At 74.6% G+C, this 15,693-nt stretch carries 13 protein-coding genes; 9 read left to right on the forward strand and 4 right to left on the reverse strand.

Annotation, left to right across the window (positions count from 1 at the left end):
• Nucleotides 1-60: 60 nt before the first annotated feature.
• Nucleotides 61-1,761, forward strand: coding sequence for a proline--tRNA ligase (locus ACFVU3_RS02395; protein ID WP_390062930.1), 1,701 nt, complete (start codon nt 61-63; stop codon nt 1,759-1,761).
• 94 nt (nt 1,762-1,855) lie between these two features.
• Here the strand turns inward: ACFVU3_RS02395 and ACFVU3_RS02400 are convergent, their stop codons facing one another.
• The 4 genes from ACFVU3_RS02400 to ACFVU3_RS02415 form a co-directional block, all read right to left on the reverse strand.
• Complete coding sequence (locus ACFVU3_RS02400; RefSeq protein ID WP_390062931.1) at nt 1,856-2,743, reverse strand: slipin family protein; 888 nt, start codon at nt 2,741-2,743, stop codon at nt 1,856-1,858.
• Nucleotides 2,744-2,861: 118 nt separating this feature from the next.
• A complete protein-coding gene (locus ACFVU3_RS02405; RefSeq protein ID WP_390062933.1) occupies nt 2,862-3,761 on the reverse strand; it encodes an aminoglycoside phosphotransferase family protein in 900 nt (299 codons plus the stop codon).
• 55 nt (nt 3,762-3,816) lie between these two features.
• Entirely contained in the window at nt 3,817-4,233 is a 417-nt protein-coding gene (locus ACFVU3_RS02410) for a ferritin-like domain-containing protein (RefSeq protein WP_390062935.1), read from the reverse strand.
• On the reverse strand, nt 4,230-4,862 hold the full coding sequence (locus ACFVU3_RS02415; protein ID WP_390062936.1) for a hypothetical protein: 633 nt from the start codon (nt 4,860-4,862) through the stop codon (nt 4,230-4,232). Before ACFVU3_RS02415 ends, ACFVU3_RS02410 begins: the two co-directional genes overlap by 4 nt.
• A 191-nt stretch (nt 4,863-5,053) precedes the next feature.
• On the opposite strand from ACFVU3_RS02415, the gene rimP reads away from it, so the two are divergent.
• From rimP to ACFVU3_RS02455, 8 genes are all read left to right on the forward strand, one after another.
• Complete coding sequence (rimP, locus tag ACFVU3_RS02420) at nt 5,054-5,551, forward strand: ribosome maturation factor RimP (RefSeq protein WP_390062937.1); 498 nt, start codon at nt 5,054-5,056, stop codon at nt 5,549-5,551.
• A gap of 2 nt (nt 5,552-5,553) precedes the next feature.
• Nucleotides 5,554-6,549 (forward strand): transcription termination factor NusA, encoded by a 996-nt coding sequence (gene nusA / locus ACFVU3_RS02425; protein ID WP_390062939.1) that lies wholly within the window; start codon nt 5,554-5,556, stop codon nt 6,547-6,549.
• Nucleotides 6,550-6,644: 95 nt separating this feature from the next.
• Nucleotides 6,645-6,935, forward strand: a complete 291-nt coding sequence (locus ACFVU3_RS02430) for a YlxR family protein (RefSeq protein WP_390062940.1) — start codon at nt 6,645-6,647, stop codon at nt 6,933-6,935.
• Nucleotides 6,936-7,084: 149 nt separating this feature from the next.
• Nucleotides 7,085-10,153: a translation initiation factor IF-2 gene (gene infB, locus ACFVU3_RS02435; RefSeq protein ID WP_390062941.1), complete on the forward strand. Its 3,069-nt coding sequence runs from the start codon at nt 7,085-7,087 to the stop codon at nt 10,151-10,153.
• A 138-nt stretch (nt 10,154-10,291) separates the two neighbouring features.
• The gene (locus ACFVU3_RS02440) at nt 10,292-10,585 is read left to right on the forward strand and encodes a DUF503 domain-containing protein (RefSeq protein WP_030496575.1); all 294 of its coding nucleotides are present in this window, start codon (nt 10,292-10,294) and stop codon (nt 10,583-10,585) included.
• Between the two features lie 29 nt (nt 10,586-10,614).
• The gene (gene rbfA, locus ACFVU3_RS02445; protein WP_360312255.1) at nt 10,615-11,055 is read left to right on the forward strand and encodes a 30S ribosome-binding factor RbfA; all 441 of its coding nucleotides are present in this window, start codon (nt 10,615-10,617) and stop codon (nt 11,053-11,055) included.
• Nucleotides 11,052-11,951, forward strand: a complete 900-nt coding sequence (truB, locus tag ACFVU3_RS02450; RefSeq protein WP_390062943.1) for a tRNA pseudouridine(55) synthase TruB — start codon at nt 11,052-11,054, stop codon at nt 11,949-11,951. Before rbfA ends, truB begins: the two co-directional genes overlap by 4 nt.
• Nucleotides 11,952-12,152: 201 nt before the next feature.
• Complete coding sequence (locus tag ACFVU3_RS02455) at nt 12,153-15,668, forward strand: trypsin-like peptidase domain-containing protein (protein WP_390062944.1); 3,516 nt, start codon at nt 12,153-12,155, stop codon at nt 15,666-15,668.
• Nucleotides 15,669-15,693 lie beyond the last annotated feature (25 nt).

The raw sequence follows: 15,693 nt of genomic DNA on the forward strand, positions 1-15,693 counted from the left end.
CGGGGCCGCCCGGATAACCTCGGGGCCATCATCTTCAGTCCCGGCAGGAGTACGAGAACCATGGCCAACGCACCGGTCCAGCGCATGTCCCAGTTGATGGCGAAGACGCTGCGCGACGACCCGGCGGACGCCGAGGTCCTCTCCCACAAGCTCCTCGTCCGCGCCGGCTACGTCCGCCGCACCGCCGCCGGCATCTGGAGCTGGCTGCCCCTCGGCAAGAAGGTCCTCTCCAACGTCGAGCGGATCGTCCGCGAGGAGATGGACGCCGTCGGCGCCCAGGAGGTCTCCCTCCCCGCCCTGCTGCCCCGCGAGCCCTACGAGGCCACCGGGCGCTGGGACGAGTACGGCGCCGAGCTCTTCCGCCTCCAGGACCGCAAGGGCGGCGACTACCTCCTCGGCCCCACCCACGAGGAGATCTTCACCCTGCTGGTGAAGGACCAGTGCTCGTCCTACAAGGACCTGCCGGTCATCCTGTACCAGATCCAGACCAAGTTCCGGGACGAGGCCCGCCCCCGCGCCGGCATCCTGCGCGGCCGCGAGTTCCTCATGAAGGACTCCTACTCCTTCGACACCGAGGACGAGGGCCTCGCCGAGTCCTACGGCGTGCACCGCCAGGCGTACCAGCGCATCTTCGAGCGCCTCGGCCTCGACTACCGCATCTGCGCCGCCACCGCCGGCGCCATGGGCGGCTCCAAGTCCGAGGAGTTCCTCGCCCCGGCCGAGGCCGGCGAGGACACCTTCGCCGACTGTCCGAACTGCGACTTCGCCGCCAACACCGAGGCCGTGCACCAGGCGGTCAAGGAGGTCGACGGCTCCGCGGTCGCGGCCCTGGAGACCATCCCCACGCCCGACACCCCCACCATCGAGACCCTCGCCGCCCACCTCGGCGTCCCGGCCTCCGCCACCCTCAAGAACCTCCTGGTGAAGGTCGACGGCGAGATCGTCGCCGTCGGCGTCCCCGGCGACCGCGAGGTCGACATGGACAAGGTCGAGGCGCACTTCGCCCCGGCCGCCGTCGAGCTCGTCACCGAGACCGACTTCTCCGCCCGCCCCGACCTGGTCCGCGGCTACGTCGGCCCCCAGGGCCTGGAGAAGGTCCGCTACATCGCCGACCCGCGCGTCGCCCCCGGCACCGCCTGGATCACCGGCGCCAACGAGGAGGGCACGCACGCGAAGAACGTCGTCGCGGGCCGTGACTTCGAGGTCGAGGAGTACGTCGACGTCGTCGTCGTCCAGGAGGGCGACCCGTGCCCCGAGTGCGGCACCGGCCTCAAGCTGGACCGCGCGATCGAGATCGGCCACATCTTCCAGCTCGGCCGCAAGTACGCGGACGCGCTGAAGCTCGACGTCCTCGGCCAGAACGGCAAGCCGGTCCGCGTCACCATGGGCTCCTACGGCATCGGCGTCTCGCGCGCCGTCGCCGCGCTCGCCGAGCAGACCGCCGACGACAAGGGCCTGTGCTGGCCGGCCGAGGTCGCCCCCGCCGACGTCCACGTCGTCGCCGCCGGCAAGGCGCTCCAGACCGAGCTGGCCCTGGAGGTCTCCGACAAGCTCGCCGCGGCGGGCCTGCGGGTCCTCGTCGACGACCGCGCCGGCGTCTCCCCGGGCGTCAAGTTCACCGACGCGGAGCTCATCGGCGTCCCGAAGATCCTCGTCGCCGGCCGCCGCGCGGCCGAGGGCGTCGTGGAGCTGAAGGACCGCCGCACCGGCGAGCGCGAGGAGCTCACGGTCGAGGACGCCCTCGCGGCCCTGACGTCCTGACCCCGCCGCGGCCGCACCCGCCGTGCCGTCGTGGGCACACGTCCCGCCCTCGCGGAACGCGTGCCCACGACGGAGGCGGGCGGCCCGGCCGGGCCTAGCGGGTGTCGCCGCGGGGGCCGGGGGACGGGTCCACGGAGGGGCCGGTGAGGTCCTCGACGGGAGGCAGCGGGGCCGGCGGAGGCGCCGCGCGGGAGGCGTCCGGCGCGGGTGCGTGTCCGGCGTCCGGCGTGGCCCGTTCCAGGAAGCGCAGCAGCTCGACCGGGATCGGCAGGACCAGGGTCGAGTTCTTCTCGGCCGCGACGGCCATCACCGTCTGGAGGAGCCGGAGCTGGAGGGCCGCCGGCGCGTCCGCCATCTGGTGCGCCGCCTCCGTCAGCTTCTTCGACGCCTGGAGCTCCGCGTCCGCGTTGATGAGCCGCGCCCGCCGCTCCCGGTCCGCCTCCGCCTGCCGGGCCATGGACCGCTTCATCGTCTCCGGCAGGGACACGTCCTTGATCTCGACCCGGTCGATCTGCACGCCCCACCCGATCGCGGGGGAGTCGAGCATCAGCTCCAGGCCCTGGTTGAGCTTCTCCCGGTTGGACAGCAGATCGTCGAGGTCGCTCTTGCCGATGATCGACCGCAGCGAGGTCTGCGCCATCTGCGAGACCGCGAACTTGTAGTCCTCGACCCGCACCAGCGCCTCCGCCGCGTCCACCACCCGGAAGTAGACGACGGCGTCGACCCGTACCGTCACGTTGTCCCGGGTGATGCCCTCCTGGGCGGGCACCGGCATCGTGACGATCTGCATGTTCACCTTGTGGAGCCGGTCGACGGCCGGAAGGATCATGGTGAAGCCGGGCTGGCGCACGGCGCCCCGCAGCCGGCCGAAGCGGAAGACGACGCCCCGCTCGTACTGCTTGACCACGCGCGCCGCCGCGCCGACGTACGCCACGGCGGCCACACCCGCCGCCGCGACCGCCAAGAGGATGTCTTCGATCATCACGGCCCCCTGAGAAAGGGTTACAAAAAGGGTATTCCCTCTCGGCGGGGGCGCGAACTCGCAGCCGGCCGACTCGCAGCCAGCCGGCTCACGGCCGGCCGGCTCACGGCCGGCCGGCTCACAGCCAGCCGGCGAACTCCAGCAGCCACTCGGCCTCCTGCCGCCGCCCGCCGGCCAGCGCCCGGGTGCCGGACTCCACGGTCCGGAAGAGCGTCCAGCCGCGCAGCCGCTCCCGGTCGACGTCGAGCGAGTCGGCCAGCTTGTTGACCCGCCGCCGGGCCGCCGGGGCCCCGGCGGACGAGGCGACCAGGTCCTCGACCCGCTCCCTGACCAGCCGCGCGAGGTCGTAGGCGCGCTCGCCGACGACCGGGTCGGGCCCGACGGCGAGCCAGGGCGCGCGGTCGCCGCCGAGGACCTTGCCCTGCCGGAAGTCGCCGTGCAGCAGCAGCTCCTCCGCGGGGCCCGCGAGCAGCTCCTCGCGGACGGCGAGCGCGGCGGCGGTCAGCTCCCCGGCGTCGGAGTCGGCGCGGTGGCGCTCCATCGCCTCCGCCTGGCGCGAGGTGCGGCCGGCCACGGTGTCGAAGCCGTGCCCGGCCGGCGGGTCCACCCAGAGCTTCCGTACGGTCCCGGCGGCCTCCAGGAGCGCCTTCGCCTCCGGCAGTGAGCGGAGCGACACCTCCGGGTGCAGCCGTTCGAGGACGAGGGAGCCCTCCGGGGCCTCGCCGAGGAGCTGGACGGCGCCCCAGCCGTTCCAGTGCGCGAGCGCGTCCCGCTCCCGGTCCGGCCGGGTGTACGGCGGTGCGATCTTCAGCGCGGCGGGCTCGCCGCCGGCGTCGCGGACGAGCAGGACCAGGCTGTCGCGCCCGCCGGGGGCCACCACCCGTTCGACGGTCAGGCCGGCCGCCTCGGGCACCCGCTCGGCGAGGCCGGGGAGCCGCCCGAGCCAGTCGGCCGCGGCGGCCTCGCCGTACCTCTCGTGGAGCGCCGTCACCAGTCGCCGGGGCGCTTCGAAACCCATGCGTGCGTTGTTCCTTCTGCTGGGGCGGGAGGATCAGGGCTGGTGGGGGCCGGACTCACACCCGCTCGGCGAGCCCAGGAAAGGTTACGTCGCTGCCGCGCCACCGCACCGCGCGGACCGCCGCCTCCCGGAGCGCGGCCGCCGCCTCCCGGCGCAGGGCGCCGTCGGCGGCCCGCACCAGGTCGGAGTAGACCCCGGCCACCCGGTCCTCCAGGACGGCCGCGAGCCGGACCGCGCCGGCCGGGTCTGCGACCCGGAAGGGCAGCTCGTACGCGGCGGCCGCCGCGGCCGGCGCACCCCCGAGGTCGCGGACGGTGCGGCGCAGCGCGTCCCGGCGGGCCCGGTGCGCCTCGTAGGCGGCGGTCGCCTCGGCCCGGCGGTCGTCGGCGACCCGGCCGCCGACGACCCCGTAGCCGTACACCGCCGCGTGTTCGGCGGCGAGGGCGGCCTGGGCGGCCTGGAGGGCGCTCATGCGCGGGCTCCTTGGGTGAGGAGGTAGGCGTGGGCGGCGCCGGCGGCGGCCACGGAGGCGAGCAGCCGGGCGTACTCGGGCGGGGCGGCGAGCAGCTCGGCGGTGTGCGCGTCGGACGCGGTCCGCGCGGCGGCGGCCAGTTCCCGCAGGGCGGCCTCCGGGTCGGCCGGGACCGGTCGGGCGGCGGTGCCGGGGCCGGCGGTGGGCGTCGCGCCGCCGGCCGTGCCGGGGGCAGGGGTGCCGGAGGCCGTGGCGTCGGCCGCCGGGCGGGCCGCGCCGGTGGCGGTGGCGTGCGGGGCCGGGGTGGCCGAGGCGGCGGAGTCGCCCTCGCCGAGGGCCTCGGCGTGGGCCGCGACCGACGTGCGGAGGGGCGCCACGCGCGCGTGGAGCGCGGGATGGGCGGCGAGGGTGGCGTCGTAACGTTCCAGCAGGGTCCGTGAGGCGGTCACCGCGCGGCGCCTGCGGGCCGCCTCGGCGCGGGCCACCCGTTCGGCCTCGCGGGCGGCGGCCTCTTCCGCGGCGCTCGGGCGGCGCGGGCCCCCGTCGTCGGAGGTGCAGCCCGTCAGGGCCGCCGCGGCGGCGGCCGAGGCCCCCGCCACGAGCACGGCGCGTCTGCCCGTCGTCGTCACGTTCTCTCCCTCAGCATTCCGGACCCCTCCCGGCCGCCCGTCGAAGATCACCGCAGGCGAGCGTACCCGCGGGGGCCTCCGCCGTGGACGGCAACACCCTCCGGGACCGGATACCCTTGATCCGACACGCAGCGACAAGCAGCGACGAGCGACGTACCCACAACAGCACACGCGGCCGAGGAGTCACCCGGATGAGCACCACCCAGAGCGACAGGCTGCGCGGACTCATTGAGCCGCTCGTCCGCGCGGAGGACCTGGATCTGGAGGAGATCGAGGTGTCCCGGGCCGGCCGCCGCGGACTGCTGAGGATCGTCGTCGACTCGGACGAGGGCGTCGAGCTGGACGCCTGTGCCGAGCTGAGCCGCGCGATCTCCGCGAAGCTGGACGAGACCGACGCCATGGGCGACGGCGAGTACGTCCTGGAGGTCAGCTCCCCGGGTGCCGACCGTCCGCTCTCCGAGCACCGCCACTACGTACGGGCCACCGGCCGGCTGGTCAAGCTCCAGCTCGCCGAGGGCGGGGACCTGGTCACCCGCATCCTGGCCGTGGACGAGGACGGGCTCGACACCGAGGTCCCGGGCGTGAAGGGCCGCAAGGCCACCGCCCGCCGCGTGGAGTTCGCCGAGATCGCCAAGGCGCGTGTCGAGATCGAGTTCAACCGCAAGGACAAGAAGGAAGAGGAGGCGTAGCCGTGGACATCGACGTGAAGCTCCTGAAGGGCTTGGCACAGGAGAAGGAAATCTCCTTCGAGATGCTGGTCGAGGCGATCGAGTCGGCCCTCCTCATCGCCTACCACCGCACTCCGTCCGCCCGCCGTCACGCGCGCGTGGAGCTGGACCGGCACACCGGGCACGTGACGGTGTGGGCCGAGGAGGACCCGGCCGACCTGGAGGAGGGGCAGGAGCCCAAGGAGTTCGACGACACCCCGTCGGACTTCGGCCGCATCGCGGCGAGCACCGCCCGCCAGGTCATCCAGCAGCGGCTGCGCGACGCCGAGAACGACGTGACCTTCGGCGAGTACGCCCGCCGCGAGGGCGATGTCGTCGCCGGTGTGGTGCAGCAGGGCAAGGACCCGAAGAACGTCCTCGTCAAGCTGGACGACAAGCTGGAGGCCATTCTTCCGGTGCAGGAGCAGGTGCCGGGCGAGGACTACACGCACGGCCTGCGGCTGCGCACGTACGTCGTCCGCGTGGCCAAGGGTGTCCGCGGCCCGTCCGTCACCCTTTCGCGCACCCACCCCAATCTGGTGAAGAAGCTCTTCGCCCTGGAGGTGCCGGAGATCGCCGACGGTTCGGTCGAGATCTCGGCGATCGCCCGTGAGGCCGGTCACCGCACCAAGATCGCGGTCCGTTCCACCCGTTCGGGCCTGAACGCCAAGGGCGCCTGCATCGGCCCCATGGGCAGCCGGGTCCGTAACGTGATGGCGGAGCTGCTCGGCGAGAAGATCGACATCGTCGACTGGTCGGACGACCCGGCCGAGATGGTGGCGAACGCGCTCTCGCCGGCCCGCGTCTCCAAGGTCGAGGTCGTCGACGCCGCCGCCCGGTCCGCCCGGGTGACGGTCCCCGACTACCAGCTCTCCCTGGCCATCGGCAAGGAGGGGCAGAACGCCCGTCTGGCCGCGCGCCTCACCGGCTGGCGGATCGACATCCGTCCGGACACCGAGGTCGTGGCCGAGGAGGGCTGAGCGGCCCGGCCGCAAGCCGGAGATCGTTTTTGGCCAACAGCTGTTCGATTTTTGCCCCAAACGGGTGAGGTCGGTACGGGGAGGTAGACTTAATCGTGTCTGGCCGGACGCATGCCCGCGCGTGCCCTGAGCGAACCTGTGTGGGATGCCGGGAGCGAGCGGCCAAGAGCGATCTGCTGCGGATCGTGATGATCAAGGACGAGTGTGTCCCCGATGATCGCGGTACGCTGCCCGGCCGGGGTGCGTACGTGCACCCCGCCTTGCACTGTCTCGACCTGGCGGTCCGCCGCAGGGCGTTCCCGAGGGCCTTCAAGACCCCCGGGCCGCTCGACACGGCGGTTCTGCGGAATCGCGTCGAGCAGGCCGCGCAGGCGGCACCGCAGTGAACAAGAAGTACGGCACGGAACACCGTGCGGTCAGGTACCTCGCGAGTCGGAAGTAGGTCGAGATTGCGATGAGCACTCGATGAGTACGCGATGAGTACGCCCATGAAGTAGCGACGGTCCGGCGGTAACCGGACCTATAAAGGAGCGAAGTGGCTAAGGTCCGGGTATACGAACTCGCCAAGGAGTTCGGTGTGGAGAGCAAGGTCGTCATGGCCAAGCTCCAGGAACTCGGTGAATTCGTCCGTTCGGCGTCCTCGACGATCGAGGCGCCGGTCGTGCGCAAGTTGACTGATGCTTTGCAGGGTCCCGGCGGTTCCGCCGGCAAGACCGCTGCCAAGCCCGGCGCGCCCCGCAAGGCGGCGCCCGCCCCCAAGCCGGGTGCCCCGGCGCCGTCCCCGGCGCAGGCCGCCCGTCCCGCCGCCCCGAAGCCTGGAGCGCCCACCCCGGCGCCCAAGCCCGCGGCGGCCGAGAAGCCCTCGACGCCGGCCCCCGGCCCGCGTCCGACCCCGGGTCCGAAGCCCGCGGCCCCGGCTCCCAAGCCGGCCCCCGCCGCCCCGGCTCCGACCAACCCGGAGTTCACCGCGCCTCCGGCGGCCCCGGCCGCCCAGCGCCCCGGTGGTGCCGCCCCCGGCGCCCCGCGTCCGACCGGTGCCCGTCCGGGCCAGGGCGCGCCGCGTCCGGGCCAGCAGGCCCCGCGCCCCGGCCAGCAGGCCCCCCGTCCGGGCGGTGCCCGTCCGGCCGGCCCGCGTCCGGGCAACAACCCCTTCACCTCCGGCGGCTCCACCGGCATGGCGCGCCCGCAGGCGCCCCGTCCGGGTGGCGGTGCCCCGCGTCCCGGCGGCCCCGGTGCCGTTCCGGGCGCCCCGCGTCCGCAGGGTGGCCCCGGTGGCGCCCCGCGTCCGCAGGGTCAGGGCGGCGCCCGTCCGACCCCCGGTGGCATGCCTCGTCCGCAGGCTCCCCGTCCGGGCGGCGCGCCCGGCGGTAACCGTCCGAACCCGGGCATGATGCCGCAGCGTCCCGCTGCCGGCCCGCGTCCCGGCCCCGGCGGCCGTGGCCCCGGTGGCCCCGGCGGTCGTCCGGGCGGTCCCGGCGGCGGCGGTGGCGGTCGTCCCGGCTTCGCCGGTCGTCCGGCCGGTCCCGGCGGCGGTGGCGGCGGCTTCGCCGGCCGTCCCGGTGGTCCCGGTGGTGGCGGCGGCGGTCGTCCGGGTGGTCCCGGCGGCGGTGGCGGCGGCTTCGGCGGTCGTCCCGGCGGCTTCGGTGGCCGTCCCGGCGGTCCGGGTGGCCGTGGTGGCACGCAGGGCGCCTTCGGTCGTCCCGGCGGTCCCGCGCGTCGTGGTCGCAAGTCGAAGCGTCAGAGGCGCCAGGAGTACGAGGCCATGCAGGCCCCGTCCGTGGGCGGCGTGATGCTGCCTCGCGGCAACGGCGAGACCATTCGCCTGTCGCGCGGTGCGTCCCTCACCGACTTCGCGGAGAAGATCGGCGCCAACCCGGCGTCGCTCGTCGCGGTCATGATGAACCTCGGCGAGATGGTCACGGCCACGCAGTCCGTCTCCGACGACACGCTCGTCATGCTGGCCGAGGAGATGAACTACGTCGTCCAGGTCGTCAGCCCGGAGGAGGAGGACCGCGAGCTTCTCGAGTCCTTCGACATCGAGTTCGGCGAGGACGAGGGCGGCGAAGAGGCCCTGGTCTCCCGTCCGCCGGTCGTGACCGTCATGGGTCACGTCGACCACGGTAAGACCCGCCTTCTCGACGCGATCCGCAAGACCAACGTGGTCGCGGGCGAGGCCGGTGGCATCACCCAGCACATCGGTGCCTACCAGGTCGGTACCGAGGTCAACGGCGAAGAGCGTCGCATCACCTTCATCGACACCCCGGGTCACGAGGCGTTCACCGCCATGCGTGCCCGTGGTGCGAAGTCGACCGACATCGCGATCCTCGTGGTCGCGGCCAACGACGGCGTCATGCCGCAGACGATCGAGGCGCTCAACCACGCCAAGGCCGCCGGCGTCCCGATCGTCGTCGCGGTCAACAAGATCGACGTCGAGGGTGCCGACCCGGTCAAGGTCCGCGGTCAGCTGACCGAGTTCGGTCTGGTGGCCGAGGAGTACGGCGGCGACACGATGTTCGTCGACATCTCCGCCAAGCAGGGTCTGCACATCGACTCCCTGCTGGAGGCCGTGGTCCTCACCGCCGACGCCTCGCTCGACCTCCGGGCCAACCCGGACCAGGACGCGCAGGGTATTGCGATCGAGTCCCACCTCGACCGTGGTCGCGGTGCCGTCTCGACCGTCCTCGTCCAGCGAGGAACGCTGCGCATCGGCGACACCATCGTCGCCGGCGACGCGTACGGCCGTGTCCGGGCCATGCTCGACGACAAGGGCAACAACGTGGAGGAGGCGACCCCGTCGACCCCCGTCCTCGTCCTGGGCCTCACCAACGTCCCGGGTGCCGGTGACAACTTCCTCGTCGTCGACGAGGACCGCACCGCCCGCCAGATCGCCGAGAAGCGTGCCGCCCGCGAGCGCAACGCGGCCTTCGCCAAGCGCGTCCGCCGTGTCTCGCTCGAGGACCTGGACAAGGTGCTCAAGGCCGGCGAGATCCAGCAGCTGAACCTGATCATCAAGGGTGACGCCTCTGGTTCCGTCGAGGCCCTCGAGTCCTCCCTGCTCCAGCTGGACGTCGGCGAGGAGGTCGACATCCGCGTCCTGCACCGCGGCGTGGGTGCCGTCACCGAGTCGGACATCGACCTGGCGATGGGCTCCGACGCCATCGTGATCGGCTTCAACGTGCGCGCCGCCGGGCGTGCGCAGCAGATGGCCGAGCGCGAGGGCGTGGACGTCCGGTACTACTCGGTCATCTACCAGGCGATCGAGGAGATCGAGGCGGCCCTCAAGGGTCTGCTCAAGCCGGAGTACGAGGAGGTCGAGCTCGGCACCGCGGAGATCCGCGAGGTCTTCCGCTCGTCCAAGCTCGGCAACATCGCCGGTGTCCTCATCCGCTCCGGCGAGGTCAAGCGCAACACCAAGGCGCGCCTCATCCGCGACGGCAAGGTCATCGCCGAGAACCTCAACATCGAGGGTCTGCGCCGCTTCAAGGACGACGTCACCGAGATCCGCGAGGGCTTCGAGGGTGGTATCAACCTCGGAAACTTCAACGACATCAAGATCGACGACGTCATCGCGACGTACGAGATGCGCGAGAAGCCGCGCGCGTAACACGCGGTGAAGTGCCGGGGCCGGTCGGCGGAGGTTATTCCGTCGATCGGCCCCGGCCGTTCCGTGTACGGTTTCGGTGTCCCCGTCCAGTGGTGGGCGGGGCCACTGACCCCGAACCGGCGGGACATCCGGGCATCCATGTATGTGGGGACTCTGTCCTTCGACCTGCTCCTCGGCGACGTCCATTCGCTCAAGGAGAAACGCTCCCTCGTGAAGCCGATCATCGCCGAGCTCCAGCGGAAGTTCTCGGTGAGCGTGGCGGAGGTGAGCGGCCAGAACCTCCACCGGCGCGCCGAGATCGGCGTCGCCATGGTGTCGGGGGACCTGGGGCACCTGAACGGCGTCCTCGACCGCTGCGAGCGGCTGGTCGCCGCGCGGCCGGAGGTGGAGCTGCTCTCGGTGCGCCGAAGGCTCCACACTGATGAAGACTGAATGAGCAAGGCAAAGAAGGAGACGGACCAGTGGCCGACAACGCGCGGGCGAAGAAGCTGGCGGACCTCATCCGGGAGGTGGTCGCCGAGAAGCTGCAGCGCGGCATCAAGGACCCGCGCCTGGGTACGCACGTGACCATCACGGACACCCGCGTCACCGGTGACCTGCGGGAGGCCACGGTCTTCTACACGGTCTACGGCGACGACGAGGACCGGGCGAGCGCCGCGGCCGGCCTGGAGAGCGCCAAGGGCATCCTCCGTTCGGCCGTCGGCCGGGCGGCGGGGACCAAGTTCACCCCCACCCTGGCCTTCGTGGCCGACGCCCTGCCGGAGAACGCGCGGACCATCGAGGACCTCCTCGACAAGGCGCGGGCCTCGGACGCCCAGGTGCGGGAGGCGTCCTCGGGCGCCGCCTTCGCGGGCGAAGCCGACCCGTACAAGAAGCCGGGCGAGGACGAAGCCGCCGAATGAGCAACGCAGCCCCGACGCCCGACGGCCTTGTCATCGTGGACAAGCCGTCGGGCTTCACCTCGCACGACGTCGTGGCCAAGATGCGCGGGATCGCCAGGACCCGTCGCGTCGGCCACGCCGGCACGCTCGACCCCATGGCCACGGGCGTTCTCGTCCTCGGCGTGGAGCGGGCCACGAAGCTCCTCGGTCACCTCGCGCTGACCGAGAAGGAGTACCTGGGCACCATCCGCCTGGGCCAGACCACGATCACGGACGACGCCGAGGGCGAGATCACGGCGTCGGTCGACGCGTCGAAGGTCACCCGCGAGCAGATCGACGCCGGGGTCGCGGAACTGACCGGCGCGATCATGCAGGTCCCGTCGAAGGTCTCCGCGATCAAGATCGACGGCAAGCGGTCCTACGCGCGCGTGCGCGGCGGCGAGGAGTTCGAGATCCCGGCCCGGCCGGTGACCGTCTCCTCCTTCCGGGTGTACGACGTGCGCGAGGCGACCGCCGAGGACGGCACGCCCGTCGTCGACCTGGTCGTCTCGGTGGTCTGCTCCTCCGGTACGTACATCCGGGCGCTGGCCCGGGACCTCGGCGCCGGACTCGGCGTCGGCGGGCACCTCACCGCGCTGCGGCGCACCCGGGTGGGCCCGTACAAGCTGGACAGCGCCCGCACGCTCGACCAGCTCCAGGAGGAGCTGACCGTGATGCCGGTCGCCGAGGCCGCGGAGGCGGCGTTCCCGCGCTGGGACGTCGACGAGAAGCGGGCCCGGCTGCTGCTCAACGGGGTCCGGCTGGAGATGCCGGAGTACCCCAAGGGCGCGGTCGCGGTGTTCGGTCCCGGCGGGAAGCTGCTCGCCCTGGTCGAGGACCAGCGGGGCAAGGCGAAGAGCCTGGCCGTCTTCGGCTAGAGGGCGGCCGTCCCTCGACCGGGACGTCTCCGGCCGACCGGCTGACCGGCCGAACCGGAAGGGCGGGGGGGGGGGGGGCCCCCCCCCCTCCGCGGTTGTTAAACCCCAAGGGGGAGCGCGCGGGGGGGACCGGGGGGGCGGGGGGGGGGGCGGTAGGCCCTCCGCGCCGGGCGGCGATCACCTCGACCTACCCTCCACACCATGGGACGCGGGGACCTGGCGGAGCCGGTGGGGCTGGTACGGATCTGCGATCTGGCGGGCCGGCCGCGCGGCACCGGATTCCTCGCCGACCACGAGGGCACCCTCGTCACCAGCCACGAGGCCGTCGACGGGCTGACGCGTGTCGTGCTGCACGCCCCCGGCGAGCGGACCTGGCTCGCGGAGGCCGACGCCGTCACCTCCTTCCCCGAGCACGGACTCGCCCTCATCCGCAGCGACGGCCTCGGCGTGCGCCCGCTGCCGCTCGCCACCCGCGCGGCCGTCGAGCCCGGCACGTACGTCAGGATCGCCGCCCACGGCTGGCGCGAGGCCCGCGTCCTCGGCCCCGCCGCCGTCACGTACACCGCCACCGACCGCTTCCACGTCCTCGCCGACGCCCTCGAACTCGCCATCGGCACCGAGGGCGCGGAGGCGCTGCGGCTCGGCGGGCCGGCCGCGGGCGGTCCCGTCCTCGACAGCGCCACCGGCACCGTCCTCGGCGTCGTCGGCACCGCCCTCCAGGGCGACCCGCGCGCCGCCGGACACGCGGTCGCCCTCCGCCCGGACGGCCCGCTCCGGGACCTGCTGCGCCGCAACGCGGCCACCGTCCCCGCGTACGGCCCCGACCTGAACCTCGCCGCCGTCCTGGAGCTGACCGCGGCCACCGCGCTCCCGCCCCCCGACCCGTCCCCCTGGCCCGCCCCGGTCGCCCGCCCGGACGCCCTCGATGTCCTCACCCGCTTCGCCGGCGCGGCCGACGGGCCGGGCGCGCCCGGGGAGGACGCCCCCGGCCCGGAGGCCGCCCCGGTCCTCCCCGTCCTGGCCGTCGTCGGCGAGCCCGGGAGCGGGCGCACCACCCTGCTCGGCGCGGTCTGCGAGGAGCGGGCGCGCGGGGCCGCGCCGACGGTACGGCTGCGCGGCGCCGACCTCCAGGAGGCGGACGGCTCGGTGGCCGACGCCGTCGGCCGGGTCCTGCACCAGGCCGCCCGGATCGCCGCCGCCTCCGGGGCCACCGGCGACGCCGTCACCGCCGAGCGGGTCGCCCGGCTCGCCGGGGACGCCGGGCGGCCGCTCCTCGTCGTCCTCGACGGACCCGAGGAGATGCCCCCGCCCCTCGGCCACCGGCTCTCCGGCTGGACCGGCGCCACCGAGCGCTGGCTGCGCGCCCACGGCGCCCGCCTCGTCCTTGCCTGCCGACCCGAGTACGCCGAGCAGGCCGCCGCCCTGTGGAGCGCCGCCCCCGCCGTCCTGCCGCTGGGCGACCTCACCGCCTCCGAGGCGCGGGCCGCACGCCGGGGGTACGGGCTCGGCGACGAGGACCTCGCCGAGGCCGACGCCCGGCATCCGCTCGCCCTGCGGCTGCTCGCCGAGGTGCGGGCCGCGCTCCCCGGCGAGGTGCCGGGCCGCCCCGGCAGGGCCGAGATCTTCACCGCCCACCTGGACCTGATGTGCCTGCGGATCGCGGTCCGGATCGCGGCCGGCAGCCGCCCGCTGCCCACCGGGTCCGCCGTCCGCCGGCTCGCCGCCCGTGTCACCGGCCAGGTCCACGAGGCCGCCCGGCGCTGCCTCGGCCCCGGCCACGGGCTCCTCGACCGGGCCTCCTTCGAGGACCTCTTCCCGTGGCGCGACGGCTGGGCCTCCGCCGTCCTCACCGAGGGCCTCCTCGTCCCGGCCGGCTCCGGCTACCGCTTCGCCCACGAGGAGCTCGCCGACTGGCTCCAGGCCGCCCACCTCGATCTCGACACCGCCCTCCGGAGCCTCGTCCACGACCACCCGCCCGCCGCACCGGCCCGGCCCGCCGACGAAACCCCGGAGCGGGAGACGGAGCGGGAGGGGGAGCAGCAGGCGCGGGAACAAGAGCGGGAGCGGGAGCAGGAGCGGCCGGAGCCGGTCCGGCCGCGCGGGCGGCGCCGGCGGACGGCCTCCGGCGACGGGACCGCCGGCCCGGCCCCCGGGACCCCGCACCCGTCCGTGCCCCGCCACCGCGTCGGCACGGTGGTCCACGCGCTGCTGCTCGCCCACCGCGAGGGCGGGCCCGCCGCCCTCGCCCCCCGCCTGACCGGGCTCGTCGACTTCCTGGCCGACGCCGGGCCGGACACGCCCGGCGAGGCCGTCTGGTGGGGGAGCGCCCTGCTCACCCGCGCCCTGGCGGGGGTCGGCGACCCCCGCCCGTACCTGCCCGTGCTGCGGCGGCTCGCCGACCGGATCGGCGAAGCGGCCGAGCCGGCCGGCGGACTCGCCGGCTTCGGGCCCGGGTGGTGGCGCGAGACGGCCGTCGGGGAGGACGAGCGGCTCGACCTGTTCCGCCGGCTGGTCACCGGCGACGCCGGACACCTCGCCGCCGTCGAGGGGCTGCTCGCCGCCGAACCCCGGACGGCCCAGCCGCTGCTCTGCCGGTGGTTCACCGACGGGCGCACCCTGTCCAGCCGGCCGTACACCACCGTCGCCGCGGCCGCCCAGGAACTGCTCCACACCCACCGGGGCCTCGCCGTGGACGACCTGTGCGAGGCCCTGGCCGGCGCCGCGCACCCGCTCGCCGAAGGGCTGCTCGGCGCGCTCGTCGACGACGAGCCGGCCGCGCTGTGCCGGGCCGTCGACCGGTGGGCGCACGACGACCTCCGGCCGGAACGACGGCTGGCCGCCGCCGCGTACGGCAGCCTCCTCGCCGCGCGCGGCCCGCGGGGCCAGGACCGCGAACTGCTGCGGTACGCGGCCGGCGCGCTGCTCGCCCGGCCCGGCGACCGGCCGCTGCACGCGGCGGCGCTCGGCATCCTCGTCCGCGATCCGCACGCCCGGGGCCCGTATCTGGCGCGCGCCCTGGCCGACCCCCGGGTCCCGCCCGACGCGCTGGTCGAGGCGGTGACCGACCACTCCGGACCCGTCCTCGACGCCCTCCGCGCGCGGCTGGACGAGGGCCGGGACGCGGGCGCCGTGCTGCGGGCCCTCGCCGCCGTCGACGCCCCCGCCCTCACCCGCCGGATCTCCGTCCTCGTCCGGGAGCACGTCACCCGGCACCCCGACGGCGCCGGGCACGCCGCCGGCTACGTGGACCTGCGGTTCGAGGAGGGGCCGACCGCGCGGGCCGTGCTCTTCCCGCTGGTCGTCGGTCTGATCCACGGACGGCCCCCCGCCGTCCGCCGCGCCCTCGCGCCCGTCCTCGCCGCCCCCGGCACCGGCGCCTCCCGCCATCTGCGGGCCGAGCTCCTCGACGTCCTCCTCGACCACGAGACCTACGCGGCCGAGCCGGGCGAACGGACCGTGCCGGACGCCCTGCTGACCGCCGCCGCCGAGGGCGCCGCCCGCCGTACGCCACCGCGCAACCGCGCGCTGCTGGCCCGTACCACCGCCCTCTACGCCCGCGACCCGGGCGGCGCGGCCCACCGCGACCGGCTGCTCGCCGTGCTCGCCGCCGACCACCCGGCCTTCGCCGCGCTGCTCGCGGAGACCGTGCCCGCGCCGCGCGCACCCGGCACTGTCCATGCCGATGCGAACCGACGGGCCCGGGCATGGCAGTCTTAGACCTGCGTAATGGGCGCACAGGGCG

Source organism: Streptomyces sp. NPDC058052 (genome assembly GCF_042885515.1).
Classification (GTDB): domain Bacteria; phylum Actinomycetota; class Actinomycetes; order Streptomycetales; family Streptomycetaceae; genus Streptomyces.